We start from the raw sequence: 15,575 nt of genomic DNA, 5'->3' as shown, positions 1-15,575 counted from the left end.
TGCCAGTTTTCTTACATTTGCTCGAGTATCTAATGCCTCTATAATTATTCTACCTATTTCAAAATGGTTCTTGTTGTTGATGATGATATAGCTGTTCGCTCCATGCTATCGCTTTTGCTGCGGCAGAATGGGTTCGAGGTAACGGTGGTTGCCTCACCTCCCGAAGCAATGGAGCATGTCAGAAGATATACCCCCGAACTCATCCTTATGGATATGAACTATACGGCCGATACATCTGGTGAGGAGGGTATTACGCTGCTCAAGCAGGTGAAAATATTCTGTCCCGATGTTCCCGTAATACTTATTACCGCGTGGGGGTCAATCCATCTAGCAGTAAGGGGAATGAAGGCAGGGGCATTCGACTTCATCACCAAGCCTTGGAGCAACGAGACGTTGGTTGCTACTGTTCGTCGGGCGGTGGAGCTATCGTCGAACAGCCAAAAGAGCGTAGCGAACAGCAGCCGGGTGGAGCTTAACTCCAAGTTTCATTTCGAAAAGATAGTAGGGCAATCGGCCAAGCTTATGGAGGTGCTCAATACCGTTGCCCGCGTTGCACAAACCGATGCTCCCATTCTCATTACCGGAGAAAGCGGCACCGGAAAGGAGCTCATCGCCGAGGCTATTCACGCCAACAGCCGTCGTGGTTCCGAATCAATTGTTAAGGTAAACCTAGGCGGTGTCTCTCAGTCGCTCTTCGAGAGCGAGATGTTTGGCCACAAGAAGGGCGCCTTTACCGATGCCTACCACGACCGTATTGGTCGCTTCTCGCTCGCTAATGGGGGCACCATATTCCTCGACGAGCTGGGCGAGCTCGACCTCTCGTGCCAGGTAAAGCTGCTAAGGGTGCTGCAGGAGCAAACCTTCGAAGTGCTAGGCGAGAGTCGTCCCACCAAGGTCGACGTCAGGATTGTGTGCGCCACCAATAAGGATCTTTCGCAGCTGGTGGCAAACGGCCTTTTTCGCGAAGATCTCTTCTACCGCGTTAACCTCATCACCATACACCTACCCGCGCTCCGCGAGCGTCCCGAAGATATTCCTTTTTTGGCAAAGCACTTTGCGCAGAACATGCAAGGCGTCGATGGTCGAAGCATCGAGCTGGGGAGCAGCGCCATCGATCTGCTGCAGCGCTTACCCTTCCCCGGTAACATCCGCGAGCTGAAAAACCTAGTTGAGCGCACCGTGCTGGTTTCGGGGAAATCGGTCATCGAGGACGAAGATATTACCCGAAACATGCCCTCGGCCTCTGGTGCTGTTGTTGAAGTTGATAGTGGTGCTTTACTTCCTCTCGACGAGATGGAGCGAAAGATGATCGTTCGTGCCATGGAGCTCTACAGCGGAAATATCTCGAAGGTTGCCGATGCCCTTGGCCTAAGCCGTGCCGCACTCTACCGTAGGCTCGAAAAGTACGGCATTCGGTTCGACTAGCACTCCTTGCTATACACCTTCGTCGCCCAAAATTGCATCCTACCAATAGAATGAAACGGTATTGATAGGAAAAGAGAAGAAGTTGTAACCTTCACGATACAAACCTTCAACCTCCAATAGCAGCACATTATCCCCTCCATTGGAGGGGGCAGGGGGTGGGTTTGCCGCTGCTAATCCTAGTCTCTGCCTATGCGTTTATTCCTTACGGCCGGAGGCCGTGCTGTGGCAGGCTTGGCTGCTTGAACTAAGCAATAACACTACGCTCGCCCAGCCCATAGCCGTCAAACTAAGATACGACCGACTGTTAGGGTTGCGTTAAAGCGCTACAACGTAGCGCTACTTTAGTAACCGTGGGTGTAAGCCCACGGCACTTTCATCGAAGAACGTTAGCCCCGAAGGGGCGATCCCAATGCTGTTCGTTTGCCCAAAGGGTCAGCCCATTCGGGCTTCTAAAGAGGGGGGGGCGTTCTGCGTCCACGGATTTCATCCGCGGTTACATAGTGTTTGCTACTTCGTAGCATTTTGCCGCTTAGTTTGACGACTATGGGGCGATAGCCTCAGCCGATCAAGGACAAAAGCTAATTGATTTATATGTTATATGGCATCCATAAAATCCAGCTCTTAGTTCGCATTGATTATATGCGACTAATCTAATTGGTACTACCATTAATATAGTCGCCTGCATAATAGTAAAAATCATAGGTCCATTCGTCCATTTGTTGATATGCGGAACAGTCGACATGACGAATAGAATTGCCTGAGAAATTAGCTATTTCGGGGAAAAACTCCACAATTAATTCTTTTGCTTTATCGTAGCAAAGAAAAACGAATTCGCGCACCTCAGCTTCTATTGTAACCCGTTCAGTATTTAATTCAATAAAATAAGCGTGTTGCTTGGGTGGCATTGATTTTAAGGTCTTTTCGAGATATTGTTTTTCATCTTCTGAAACATCACGTTTGGGAACGTGGTTTTGGTTGAAGAATTCAAACTTGTCGCTAGAATAACCGCCAACCAGCATATCGAGGACTTCGTTGAGAAGAACGGCTCTTTCGTGCGCTTGTATGGTTATGGCTTCGACAAAAATGGGCTTGTGTTGTTCGGTTTCGGGGAAATGGTTGATTGAAATATGTATCAATGCATTTTCGAGGGTTTCGATAAACTTGCTCTGTCGTGCTTGTTCTGCGGCAAGCTCAGCATCCATGCGGTTGCAATTGGCCTCAAATTGTTCGTAGGATTGCATATAGCGTTAAATCTAACCAATGGTTAATAAATCTATTTATTCCATTTGCTCAATGGTAGAGGCAAGCACTTTTGCTCTGTTCTCCCGCTTGCCGTAGTCTCCATCAGCGCTCAAGGCTAGCCGAAGCTTAGTTCCGCCAAGTTCGCACTTCGTTTCGGTTGCCGCTTCGTCTTTCTATTTAGCAGCCTACAGGCGCAATCAAAAGTAGCAAAAAAGCAAAGCGCAGCTGCTTGCGGCTGCGCTCTAGTATGGTTTTTCTGTTTTACCGTTTAATGGCGGTCAAAGACGGCTACTTATATTCGATGGCATTACAACCGTAGCGAAGCGTTGCTCGGCGTAGCCAAAATGCCGCTGAGCCTCGTGCGTTTAATTTAGACTACGCTTAGCTAGGGAAGTAGGATTATCCCTAAATTTTTCATGATGGCTACCTATGCTATCTTATTTTGCCTTACGCAAGTGTATATACTTTTTCTTGTTGCTGCCTCTGCTCGCATTGGTCGCAGGCTGCATGTCCTGCAAACCAAGCGTAGCGAGGCTGTATTATGATTTACGCTCCTTGCTAATCGCGAGGTATAAACCATTAATTGCCATTAGGATTATTACGGCCATAAAAGTCATATTATGGTGTAAAGTAGCACCCGCTATCTCTCCTTTTTCAAAGTAGCTTAGATTCGAATTGGACGTTTGAGACAGTGTGCTTATTGTAGCTTTAGTAAAAAAAGCAAATGCAGCTACAGCTAGTACTGCTAGGCTAATCCTTAACTATTTTCTCATTTTATCTGTTTTAGTTTACAATGTATAGTTATATTACCTGTGGCGGTTGCCCTTAAAAACCGAAGCTTAACTCCGCGGCTGCTTGTGGCTGCGCTTTAGTATGGTCTCTTTGTTTTGCCGTTTAATGGCGGTTAAAGACCACTACTTAAGTCCGAAGAAGACACAGTCTTCGCAGAGCCTTAACCTTCGATCATGCTTCGTCTAGCAGGTGGGGCATTAAAGCGCTACAACGTAGCGCCACTTTAGTAACCGTGGGTGTAAGCCCACGGCGCTTTGATCGAAGAACTTTAGCCCCGAAGGGGCACCCCCCCAATGCTGTTCGTTTACCCCAAGGGTCAGCCCATTCGGTCTTCTAAAAAGGGGACATTCTGTGTCCACGGATTTCATCCGCGGTTACTCAGGTTTAGCTACTTCGTAGCATTTCACCGCTTAACTTGACGGCTATGGGCGATAGCCTCAGCCGAACGAGGCGTTGTTTTTATTTTGCCTTTAATAATTCTATTTCCTTCTTTAAAAGTTTATTCTGTTCTTGAATAGAATCAATTCTTTTATTTTGTTCAATCATATAAAGTGTCATTTCTTCCATTTTCTGCAAAAGTTTAGAGTTCAATTCGCCCAATTCCGTACCATTTTTCTCCATTTCCTTGGCTGGTGCTATTTCAGGCAAATGTTTTTGCTCTGTTACAAACTTTTCTAATTCATTTAAAGTCATCAATTTAAAGTCTTTTTCAAAAACAAAATCGGCACCATTTAAATCAACCTTTATCTCCCTTGCTCTAATGGTTCCTATGACATCAAGTTCATATCTTGGAGAAGCCGTTAAAATGCCAACTCTTCCTTTAATGTATAATCTATCGGATGATGCATAATTTGGTGGATTATATCCAATACCAACTCCATAAGCATTCATTTGAAAAATACTACCTTCTTCTGAACTTGCAATATCAATAAATCTAAAATTAGTTGCAAACTCTGGAGTGCCCCAAGATCCTTGATACAGCATTTTTAGACTCCTTGTGTTATTAATATTGTTTGTAATACTTATCGTTGAACAATTTAAATTGAATGGATCAAAATTGCCAGAATGCCATATCTTGTAATAATTTCCCCACCCATATACATAGCTGCGTAAATAGTAATTGTTAGTGTTATGAGCATTTACTAATTGCCATTTATAATTTATATCATAGTAATTCTGAATCCCCATTATTACAGTATTCTATGGGCCATTTACTGCTGGATAGCCAGTAACAATATTAAATCCAGAGCCCCCAATAGAGTTTAAATCTTGGGCTCTTATACTACAAGTCACAATAATTAAGATCAGGCTAATTAAAATTTGTCTTTTCATTGTCATTTTTTTATATTGATTTTTAAAATTTCAAAGCGATATTCATTCTACAATACCCTCATTAGATGAAGATTTTAGCCTTCGTCAGCTCTATCATTACAGGTTATAGCCTGCAGAATAGATTCGGCTGTGGCGATAGCCTCAGCCGAGTTGTTGCTTGTTCTTTCCTTACCTTGAAGTTGATTCAAGTTTATCAAGTTTATCATTTTGAAGTTTAACCAATTGTTTGAGTTCCTCTATAGATTGGTTCTGCTTTTTCAATTCATCAACTTGCTTTTGTTGTTCTATTGTGTAAAGCGTTAACTCCTCAATTTTTTGAAGAAGTTTATTCTGCATATCACCCATGTTTAAGCCATTTTCCTTAATCTCAACAGCGGAAGGAATCTCAGGCAAATGGCCATTAACTTTTATATATTGTTCTACTTCTATTAAGGTCATTAACTTGTAATCAGGTTTAAACACATAGTCAGCAGGAAAATTTAAATCTACTTTTATTTCTCGTGCATGAATTGTTCCATTAACATCAACACTGCCATTACTCTTTATTCCAATGATTTGTCCATTATAATTGTGATTGTTTGCATAATCAACATTTCCAATACCGAAAACATTTCCGCCATTACCCCATACGTTATTTCCTATTACCCATATATTGGTATTTCCTGCACTTGACTGAGGTGACGTGCCAAATGATGTTCCTGAACCAATAAATGCTATGGATGATTCTGCTCCTGTTGGATTCATTATTTGAAGTTGACCATGATCATTAGAACTTGACCTTATTAGTACTTTACCTTCAATCCCTGTATTGCTTCCAGCATCAATATACAATTTACCGAGAGGACTAGCTCCAATGCCCACTGTCCCATTACTTTTTACATAGAAAATTTGTCCATTTCCTGACTGTAAATAGCGATCATGATTCCCTATGCCAAAAACGTCTCCACCATTGCCCCATATATTATTTCCAAGAACCCAGATATGACTATTGCCACCTTTTGATTGTGGTGATGGCCCTAATGTGCTACCTAGTCCAATAAAACAAATTGAAGCTTCGGCAGTACTCGGATTTAGAACTTGAAGTTGGCCATAATTTGAAGAATTTGATTGAATAAGAACCTTCCCTCCGCTAGAATATAATACGTCAGTACCAGAAGATAGCCATTGCGCATTTACTGTCAGGACAGAACTTAATAAAAGCAGGCAAATTAAAATTTGTCTTTTCATTGTCATTTGTTTTATATTGATTTTTAAAATTTCGAAGCGATATCCATTCCACAAAACCTTCGTTAGTTCTATCATTGCAGGTTATGGCCTGCAGAATAAATTCGACTATGGGCATGAGCTTCAGTCGAACAAAGGGGGGATATTGCATATCTCATTGAAGTCTAAAGATAATTGGGTAAATAACTTCAACATTAATAGGCTCACCGTTTAAAAGACCCGGCAACCAATTGTCTGGAATAAGCTTTAGCACTCTGATTGCTTCTTCTTCCATACCATAACCAAGCGGTGCTTCTACGTGATAATTATTTGTCTTACCATATTTGTCTACTGTAAATAAGACGTATACAGTACCCGATTTCCCGTTTTCCACCGCGGTCAATGGATAATGAATGTTTTTTCTCACTTCTGATATTATGAAATCATTACCATTCAAGTAAATTGGAGGACGACTCAATATTGTATCTGAAATGCTAATATTGTTTACTATTCTGTATTTTATATCCTTTGCCTTTTCATTGGGCTTATATAAAACAACTTCTTTTTGGAATAGTCATATTTTAAAGTAAGCTGCCTCTCAAAGTCATAACACTCCCAAATGCTATCCTTAACACCTTGCTTATAATATCCTTTTACCAAGAGTTTATCTTTGTGATGAAACTTCTTATACTCCCCATGTCTTATTTTTTTATCTGATTTTAGAACATAAAATGTTTCATTGCTTTCTTTATCTGTAACTTTCTTGGTTTGCTGTCCAAGCAAAATTGTTGGCATAAAAGTCAGTAGAAATACAATTGTTTTGTTCATTGTCCCTTTCTTAATGATAACTTATAGCTGTCGAGTGTAAATGCCGCAAGGGTAGTGGCTTCAGCCGAGCAAGGGGTTTAGCTCGCGTCTAGCTCGCACTTTGTGCTCGGTTGGCGCTTCGTCTTTCTATTTAGCGGCCTACAGGCCGCAATCAATAGTAGCAAAAAAGCAAAGTGCAGCTGCTTGTGGCTGCGCTTTATTCTGGTTTTTTTGTTTCGTCATTTCATGGCAGTTAAAGACCGCTACTTAAGTCCGGCGAAGACGTACTCTTCGCCGAGCCTCGCCTTACGATAATACTTCGTTTAGCAGAGGGAATAGCATCATAAATGTGCATTTCATAATACAATCCTTTTCAATTGGTAGAAATATCATAGTTAGGTTTTTTTCTTTCAGTTTACTCAAGTTGTATCTTAAAACTTACTGCATAACGTTGATTGTATATAGAGTGCAGGATTCGTGATCACTTTTCTATCCACTATTACAGTTCTTGCCAGCGAGTTCTGGACTTACAATTTACCCTAAAACCAGCATGATGAATTCACTGTATTATGGGTTGTTGCTTATTCGGCCTTTAGTTGAAGCTGCTTCCAGTTTTTCAATTTTCCCTTGAAGAGTTTCAATTTTTTTATTTTGCTCAATCATGTAAAGTGTCATTTCTTCCATTTTCTGCAAAAGTTTAGAGTTCAATTCGCCCAATTCAGTACCGTTTTTCTCCATTTCCTTAGCTGGTGCTATTTCTGGTAAATGTTTTTGCTCTTTTACAAACATTTCCAATTCATTTAATGGCATCAATTTAAAATCCTTTTCAAAAACAAAATCAGCGCCATTTAAATCCACTTTAATTTCTCTTGCTCTAATTGTTCCGATGACATCAAGTTTATAAGTAGGAGAATTTGTCCCTATTCCAATCATGCCGCTCTGTTTTATGGTAAAAACAGAAGTATTACCCATTGGTCGAAATTCTATATAGTCATTATTGCCAAATTGTGCTACATCCCAGAAAGATGTAGAACCTAATCTAAAAAAAGCCCAATCGTCAATATTTGTATTTTCAATTCTAAATGATGCTCTACTAGATTTGATATGAAGATTTGCAAGAGGAGAATCTGTGCCAATCCCTATCTGCTTATCTTGTCTTATTGTAAATACAGATGTATTGCCACCTGGTCGAAATTCTATATAATTATTGTTGCCAAATTGAGCTATATCCCAAAAAGTTGTTGAACCTAATCTGATAAATGCCCAATCATTAAGGTTGGTGTTTTCAACTCTTAAAGACGCTCTACTATATTTAATATGAATATTCTCAAGTGGAGAATTTGTCCCAATTCCGATGTTTGAATTGGTGTAAATTGGATTTGTCCCATTCCATTGCGCTTTCACAGTCAAAACCGAACCTAATAAAATTAGGCCAATTAAAATTTGTATTTTCATTTGCTTTGTGATTGTTTTTAAAAGCGTTGTCTTTTTATAGTACCCCATACATGTTTTTATCCCCCAAAAAAACTAAATATCCCCACCCTTACTCGCCGAAGTCTCCATCAGCGCTCAAGGCTAGGCGAAGTTTGTAACTTCGTCTTTTCTCAGTATGGTCTACATGTTGGAATTTATTGTTTATTCTGCAGCAATTATCTTCCAATATTGAGGAGCAACAGCCTCTTTCTACCTTTTATATCAAAACCGCAAACCATTACACCCCCGAAACAGGGCGCACACGAAGTGTCGCTTTACAACTATACTTACATTAGGTTTACGATTTAAAAATAAAGCTGCAATGTATTAATATTTCCCTACCGATGGTCATCAACCACTAATTATCTACATGTCTAACCTGCTTTATAGGGTATAACCGCAGCATCACAGCAGTTTTCATTCCTCCCTCCACCTCATAGCCCTGTAAGGGCGTGATCTCCGAGCATAGGGTGCAGCCCTATGCGTTATTCATATTCGATCCACCGATATGTGCATCGCATACCATTCCGTGCCCACATTCGCGCATGTTCTTTCCGATGGGCTGCACCCATCCTTAATGGATTACGCCCTTTCAGGGCTATTCCAAATCCTTCGCCACCATCCTGCTTTCGCCCCCCATCATAGCCCTGAAAGGGCGTAATCTCCGAGCATAGGGCGTAACCCTATGCTCTTTTCCCGATGGGTTACATCCAACGTTGGTATATTGCGCCCTATTTTTCTTTACGATGGGCTACACCCATCCTTATGGACAACGCCCCTTCAGGGCTACTATTCCTTGTCCTACGGGTTACGGCCATCGTTGGTATATTGCGCTCTATGTTTCTTTTCCGATGGGCTGCACCCATTCTTACTGGATTACGCCCCTTCATGGCTGCTATTCCTTGTCTATGTGTTATATCTAACGTTGGTATATTACGTCCCATGCTCTCATATTCGATGAACCGATACGTGCATCGCACACCATACCATCTCATGCCCACATTCGCGTATTGCCTATCGCCGATGAACATATTTACGCGCATGTTCTTTCCGATGGGCTTTCACCCATCTTTAATGGACAACGCCCTTTCAGGGCTGCTATTCCTTCCCTATGGGTTGCGTCCATCGTTGGTATATTGCGCTCTATGTTTCTTTTCTGATGGGCTGCACCCATCCTTATGGATAACGCCCTTTCAGGGCTACTATTCCTTCTCTATGTGTTACATCCAACGTTGGTATATTACGTCCCATGCTCTCCTATTCGATGAACCTATCCGTGCATCGCACACCATACCATCTCATGCCACATTCGCGCATTACCTATCGCCGATGACATATATACGCGCATGTTCTTTCCGATGGGCTACCCCCTCCCCATAGCCCTGAAAGGGCGCTATCAATGAGCATAGGGCATCGCCCTATGCGTTATTCCGAGCATAGGGTAACGCCCTATGCTCTTTTCCCTATGGGTTACGTCCATCGTTGGTATATTGCGCCCTATTTTTCTTTACGACGGGCGCCCCCATCGTTAATGGATAACGCCCTATGCTCTTTTCCGGTCATAGGACGTAACCCTATACACGCCCTACCACTTAAACCCTAGCCATTGTTACCTGCCGTTTTTTTCTCCTCTGGTTTGTCTCAAAACAACATTAAAAAGTAAATTCATCAGTAATATGTTTCATTTTTAATAGTGAAATGCTTCTCTTTCATTTTTTACCAGTTATTACCTTTGTAGTATAAAAATGAAAAGAAATGAAAAGAGCAATTTTAGTATTCTCATTGTTACCAATGGCATTCGTGTCGTGCAATAGTAGCAACACTGACAAACAAGTTACAAGCATTCAAACTAAAAACAATCAAAATATGCAAGTTACAGAAGCACAAAAAGCAGGCATCTTACAAGCAATAGATTTATACATTGAAGCTGGAAATAAAGGCAATAGCAAAACAGCAAGAGAGGCATTCGATTCTAAAGCAACGATGTCGTGGGTTGAAAACGGCAAGTTAAAGAATGTCCCAATTCAGGCTTTGTACGATTATTTCGACCAAGGTGTTGTAGCATCAAGCTATGAATTAACATCTATTGAAGTTGCAGAAAACGTTGCCACGGTGAGAATCGAATCGCAATTCGGAACGGCTAAATTTTCAGATATGTTTGCGATGGTAAAAGATGGTAACCAATGGAAAATTGTAAGCAAAGTGTATCATTTGAAGTAACAAAGAAACCTTTTAGCACATTTAAAAATAGGCTGTCCCAATTTTGGAACAGCCTATTTTTTTTCTTTTAAACTTTTTGCTTTGTAAGTTACAAACCAAAAACTTTTGCCAAATGTTTAGGATAATTTTCAAGGTCTTCTGCCATTGTTTTGCTTCTAAATATGTCAAAAGAATTGTAGTCTGGTACAATGTCGCAACCGCAAAAGCTATAGCTACTGGTAATAGGTGAAAATAAATCTTCTGTTTTTTTACCTCGAAATAATTTTTGTTCTATGTTGCCAAAAGCCTCTTTCGGTGCATTCCAAGTACCACAAACCATAAATTTTTTTCCTAGTAGATTTCCGCCCGAACCATATTGACCTGGGTTTTCTTTTGGTCTTCCATCATTCATTAGAAATCTTTTATCAGACAAACCACAATTAAAAACTTCATCTACATATTTCTTGTAAATCCACGGTGCACCAAACCAATTAATCGGTGTTTGCAAAATTATGATGTCTGCCTGTAAGTGTTTTACAACTTCTTCTTCTGGTTTGTAGCCATCTTCAATTTTTGTATATAAAACTTCAAATTTTTTTGATACAAAAAAGTCTTTCGCCTTTTGAATAAATGAATTGTTCAATGTTCCTTCCGACCAATTTTTGTAGGTTAAATGTGTATTGATTAACAATACTTTTTTTGGTTCTGTCATTTTAAAATTGTTTTTTAATTAAAGCACAAAATTAAAACGCTGTGTTAAGATGACAGGAAACATAGTACTAAAAAAACTGAAACAAATTACTGATTAGTCATTTTCAACTGGTATTCTTTCGGGGTAAGGTTTACTTTTTTCTTGAAAAATTTGGTAAAGTAAGTAGGATATTCAAAACCTAATTCGTAAGCTACTTCGGCACTGCTTATTTTTGGTTTTTGTTCTAATAATTCCTTGGCTTTTTTTATTACAAATTCGTGGATGTTTTCAATGGCAGATTTTTGGGTAAAATGTTTGATGATGTCGCCAAAGTAGTTAGAGCTTAACCCCAATTTATCTGCGAAATATTGAACATTAGGGGTGTGATTTACGGGTTGATTGTAATAGTCTTTTAAACTTTGTTGAAAGTTGATTACAATTTGGTTGTATTGTTTTGTGTCGGTAGAAAATTGTCTTTTATAAAAAGCTTCAACCAAGGAAAGCAACACATTTGCATATGAAAGCAGGACAGGAAAATTTTGTTTATCTTGATGATAATATTTAATCATTAGGTTAAATAAAGTGATAATTTCCGTTAGTTCACTATCTATTAAAAATAAGGATTCGTGTTGTCCGTAGTCCAAATAGTTTCTAAATAGATACCGATTCTCGTCAATAATTTTTTTGGAAATATGCAGGTACATTCCGCTAAGATCGGGTTCTACATTCCACTCAAAAGCCATTTCTGGACTGTTTAAAAACACAGCCGTTTTAGGCTGTGCGTCAGTTGTTGATTTATCCGTAAAATTTACTTTAAAAGAAACGATGTAAAAGTCAATCATCACTGGTTCAGATTTCAATCGCATATTGAGTGGGTCGTAATATCCCATATCAATATCATTGTCCAATGGTTTTGCAACACCAATGTATTCACTAAATGTTTTAAAGTCTGTGAATGTTGTCATTTTATCGTCTGTTTCTTGTTTGCACGCGGTAGGTCTTAAAATGGCAGGTAACTCGTTTATACATGCAACAAAACTACCTAATATATCCCTATAATAGGTGTAGGTGTATATGTGTAGCTCTAGCTGCTTTTTACCTACAAACCGTAAACCCACCACCCGAACAGGGCGTAAACAAAGTGCTACACTGCTACCATGCTTACCTTAGGCTTACTGATTATAAGTAGGCGGGCAATTTAGCGATTATACGCTGCAGTTGTGCGGCAGGGGCAAGAGTATTTTAGCTTAGCCAATAAAAGGCCAAGCCTTGCCGCCGCTACGCGAAGGCATTTATAGCCGCCAGGCTATAGCGGCAATAGGCAAAGCCCCCCCGCCCCATAGCCCTGAAAGGGCGCTATCAACGAGCATAGGGTGTAATCCTATGCTCCTATTCGATATACCCTCTTTCGCGCATGGAGCATCGCCCTATGCACCTATTCGATGCACCTACGTGCATCGCACACCATATCATCTCATGCCCACATTCGCGCATTACCTATCGCCGATGAACATATTTATACGCATGTTCTTTCCGATGGGCTACCCTCTCCCCATAGCCCTGAAAGGGCGTTATCTCTGAGCATAGGGTGCAGCCCTATGCTCTTTTCCCGATGGGTTACATTCATCGTTGGTATATTGCGCCCTATTTTTCTTTCCGATGGGCTATACCCATCGTTGGTTTATCACGTCCCTTCAGGGCTATTCCAAATCTTTCTCCCCACCCTCATAGCCCTGAAAGGGCGTGATCTACGAGCATAGGGTAACGCCCTATGCTCTTTTCCGGGCATAGGACGTAACCCTCTGCTCTCTTTTGCGCATGGCATCGCACTATGCTCTCGTATTCGAGAACATATATATGCGCACGTCCTACCATCCCATACTCCTAATCCCACACATAACGTTCGTCGTATTCCACCTCGTACTTACTCAGGATAGTCCGATACTCCTCCTCGTACGATTTGTCTCCATGGTGCTTTTGCTGGTTGGCGATATAGTTTACAATCATGTCCACATCTCTTGGGTTAACCGAGAATGCCCCATAGCCATCCTGCCAGTAGAAGTTTCGGTAAGCACCACCCTTTGTTTTAATCCACTTCGACGAGTGCGACTTTAGATCCTCCATAAGCGTTACTAGCGCAACCTTTTTCGAGAGAAGGCATAGAATATGTATATGGTTGGTGTATCCGCCAACTCGTATCGGCTGGTACTCTAGGTTTTTGCAGATGCCACCGAGGTAGCTATGCAGCTCTTCCTCTATGGCGGAGTCTATCATCGGCACCCTATGCTTGGTGCTGAACACGATGTGGATGTAGTTGGTCACGAGCGACTGTCCCATATCTCTGATTATTTTTGATGGGCTAGGCCCGTCGTTAGTATATTACGCACTATCTTTCTTTACGATGGGCTACCCCCTTCCCATAGCCCCGAAATGACGTCATCCTTTCCGATGGGCTACCCCCCCCCATAGCCCTGAAAGGGCGTTGTCTCCGAGCATAGGGTGCAGCCCTATGCTCTTTTCCCGATGGGTTACGTCCAACGTTGGTATATTGCGCTCTATGTTTCTTTCCGATGGGCTATACCCATCACGCCCCTTCAGGGCTATTCCTAATCTCTCTCCCCACCCTCATAGCCCTGAAAGGGTGTTATCTCCGAGCATAGGGCGTAGCCCTATGCGTCATTTTCGCGCATATGGCATCGCCTATGCTCTCGCATTCGCGTATATGGCGTAACCCTATGCTCTCATTCATAATTATATTCACAAAAAAATCCCCATTCAGCAAAGAAATCAATCATTGTCAAATGGGGATCTATATCATTATCACTAGCCAAGCCCTCTCCGCTAGTTCTTATCCATCTTAATGGTAAGCATCACCATCTCATCGCCTGGCACGTTTACCGAAGTTGTTACTGCGGGATGCCCAACTTTCTCTGCCGTCACCGTATACTCGGTGGCATGCATGTTCTTAAGGTAGCAGATACCCTTATCGGCAGTCTTCTTTACAATAGGCTTAACCGTCGTTTCTACGCCCATTGCCAGCTTCTGCATCTTTGGGGTAAACGTCAGCGTAACCCCCTTTATCCCTTCGCCGGTGCTCGAGCACACCCTTGTCTTAAGCGTAATCTTGCTAGTAGCCCTGCTTGGCAGCTTACGGGTGGTGGTATAGCTCCTGTAGAACTCCGGATGCGTATGCTTCACCATCACCAGCAAAAGGTCGATCTTCTTCAGTACATCGTCGTTGGCTGCAAATAGTTCTTGGAGCTTAGCCGTTCCCATCTTCGAGTTCACCTTGGTGGCGTGCGTCACGGGTAGCATCAGCTTAAACTTCTCAATCATGCTGTTTAGCGCCACCAGCATCGCGGGTGTAACCCCGTACTTTTCCAGCTCTACAGCATGTTCCATCGCATTGGCGTACACCACCATGGCGCTGTCGCATAGCGTCGAGGCCGATGCTTTCTTCAGCTTGCTCTCCGTGAAGTGTACCTTCGCGCTCAGCACCACATTTCCGTTCAGCCGCCCATACGACTCCACCATCTCGCCTACGTTCAGCGTCATCTTCACCAGATCGCCCCGTACCAAATCCTTATTCAGGGCTATACCCGTCGAGTTGCGCGTCAGCAGCTCCTTGGTGCTCACAATCGCCCCAACATTCGCATCCAGCACTCCCCAGTACTGCAGGTAGCCCGGTAGCGGATCCAGTATTGTCTTGTTAGCTTTTAGAAGATCAATCACGGCCAGGTTCATCGTTAGCTTTTGTTCGTACAAGTACCTCATGGTAAATAGTTTTTTGTGGGTTTTTATTTAGTACAAAAACAAATATAATGTACTACATTAACATTTTCAAGAATTATAGTGAAAAAATATCAAATACACTTTATTTCACGCATGCCATCTTTTATATATGATATCTCCACATCTAATAGCTGCCATTTATCACCTGCTCGCCCTACGGTAAAATGCACCTACCCGCTACCACAAAGCGCATTACCTGTCATGTAAAAAAACATAGACACCAGCACTCGTCAAACCGTACCAGTAGCAAATATTCCCATTTTATTGCTCAATCCTTACACCCCGCTGCTATCACCTCGCCACCATCCCGCTCTTCCCCCCTCATAGCCCTGAAAGGGCGTGATCAATGAGCATAGGGTGCAGCTCTATGCGTAATTATGCGTCATCCATATTCGATATACCCTCGTTCGCGTATGGGGCATCGCTCATTAAACCATACCAGTAGCACATAATCCCATTTTATTGCTCAATCCTTACACCCCGCTGCTATCACCTCGCCACCATCCCGCTTCACCCCTCATAGCCCTGAAAGGGCGTGATCAATGAGCATAGGATGCAGCCCTATGCGTAATTATGCATCATCCGTATTCGATATACCCTCGTTCGCGCATGGGAATCG

13 protein-coding genes are annotated in these 15,575 nt (G+C 42.0%); 2 read left to right on the top strand and 11 right to left on the bottom strand.

Going from position 1 to position 15,575, the window contains the following annotated elements; translation table 11 throughout:
• Nucleotides 1-63 precede the first annotated feature (63 nt).
• Complete coding sequence (locus ACHZA1_RS06555; RefSeq protein WP_320054431.1) at nucleotides 64-1,425, top strand: sigma-54 dependent transcriptional regulator; 1,362 nt, start codon at nucleotides 64-66, stop codon at nucleotides 1,423-1,425.
• A gap of 650 nt (nucleotides 1,426-2,075) precedes the next feature.
• Here the strand turns inward: ACHZA1_RS06555 and ACHZA1_RS06550 are convergent.
• The 7 genes from ACHZA1_RS06550 to ACHZA1_RS06520 form a co-directional block, all read right to left on the bottom strand.
• Nucleotides 2,076-2,666, bottom strand: coding sequence for a hypothetical protein (locus ACHZA1_RS06550; RefSeq protein ID WP_320054430.1), 591 nt, complete (start codon nucleotides 2,664-2,666; stop codon nucleotides 2,076-2,078).
• 1,252 nt (nucleotides 2,667-3,918) lie between these two features.
• Nucleotides 3,919-4,647, bottom strand: a complete 729-nt coding sequence (locus tag ACHZA1_RS06545) for a hypothetical protein (protein ID WP_320054429.1) — start codon at nucleotides 4,645-4,647, stop codon at nucleotides 3,919-3,921.
• A 12-nt stretch (nucleotides 4,648-4,659) separates the two neighbouring features.
• Nucleotides 4,660-4,791, bottom strand: coding sequence for a hypothetical protein (locus ACHZA1_RS06540; protein ID WP_320054428.1), 132 nt, complete (start codon nucleotides 4,789-4,791; stop codon nucleotides 4,660-4,662).
• 168 nt (nucleotides 4,792-4,959) lie between these two features.
• Nucleotides 4,960-6,018, bottom strand: coding sequence for a hypothetical protein (locus ACHZA1_RS06535; protein WP_320054427.1), 1,059 nt, complete (start codon nucleotides 6,016-6,018; stop codon nucleotides 4,960-4,962).
• Nucleotides 6,019-6,169: 151 nt separating this feature from the next.
• Nucleotides 6,170-6,421 carry an energy transducer TonB gene (locus ACHZA1_RS06530; protein ID WP_320054426.1) on the bottom strand — a complete coding sequence of 84 codons (252 nt, stop codon included), beginning with the start codon at nucleotides 6,419-6,421 and terminating at the stop codon, nucleotides 6,170-6,172.
• A 92-nt stretch (nucleotides 6,422-6,513) separates the two neighbouring features.
• Nucleotides 6,514-6,822, bottom strand: a complete 309-nt coding sequence (locus tag ACHZA1_RS06525; RefSeq protein WP_320054425.1) for a hypothetical protein — start codon at nucleotides 6,820-6,822, stop codon at nucleotides 6,514-6,516.
• 546 nt (nucleotides 6,823-7,368) lie between these two features.
• A complete protein-coding gene (locus ACHZA1_RS06520; RefSeq protein WP_320054424.1) occupies nucleotides 7,369-8,304 on the bottom strand; it encodes a hypothetical protein in 936 nt (311 codons plus the stop codon).
• 1,725 nt (nucleotides 8,305-10,029) lie between these two features.
• Between ACHZA1_RS06520 and ACHZA1_RS06515 the strand changes: the two genes are divergently transcribed.
• The gene (locus tag ACHZA1_RS06515) at nucleotides 10,030-10,494 is read left to right on the top strand and encodes a nuclear transport factor 2 family protein (protein WP_320054423.1); all 465 of its coding nucleotides are present in this window, start codon (nucleotides 10,030-10,032) and stop codon (nucleotides 10,492-10,494) included.
• A gap of 88 nt (nucleotides 10,495-10,582) precedes the next feature.
• Here ACHZA1_RS06515 and ACHZA1_RS06510 read toward each other — a convergent pair whose 3' ends face one another.
• The 4 genes from ACHZA1_RS06510 to ACHZA1_RS06495 all read right to left on the bottom strand — a co-directional run bounded on the left by ACHZA1_RS06510 (nucleotide 10,583) and on the right by ACHZA1_RS06495 (nucleotide 14,938).
• A complete protein-coding gene (locus ACHZA1_RS06510; protein ID WP_320054422.1) occupies nucleotides 10,583-11,185 on the bottom strand; it encodes an NAD(P)H-dependent oxidoreductase in 603 nt (200 codons plus the stop codon).
• 86 nt (nucleotides 11,186-11,271) lie between these two features.
• Nucleotides 11,272-12,129, bottom strand: a complete 858-nt coding sequence (locus tag ACHZA1_RS06505) for a helix-turn-helix domain-containing protein (RefSeq protein ID WP_320054421.1) — start codon at nucleotides 12,127-12,129, stop codon at nucleotides 11,272-11,274.
• Nucleotides 12,130-13,048: 919 nt separating this feature from the next.
• Nucleotides 13,049-13,501, bottom strand: a complete 453-nt coding sequence (tnpA, locus tag ACHZA1_RS06500; protein ID WP_320054420.1) for an IS200/IS605 family transposase — start codon at nucleotides 13,499-13,501, stop codon at nucleotides 13,049-13,051.
• A gap of 504 nt (nucleotides 13,502-14,005) precedes the next feature.
• Entirely contained in the window at nucleotides 14,006-14,938 is a 933-nt protein-coding gene (locus ACHZA1_RS06495; protein WP_320054419.1) for a carboxypeptidase-like regulatory domain-containing protein, read from the bottom strand.
• Nucleotides 14,939-15,575: the final 637 nt, after the last annotated feature.

Origin of the sequence: uncultured Acetobacteroides sp., assembly GCF_963667355.2 — a bacterium.
GTDB lineage: Bacteria > Bacteroidota > Bacteroidia > Bacteroidales > ZOR0009 > Acetobacteroides.
The sequence above is the reverse complement of the archived record's forward strand: the minus strand, read 5'-3'. Positions and strand labels throughout refer to the sequence as shown.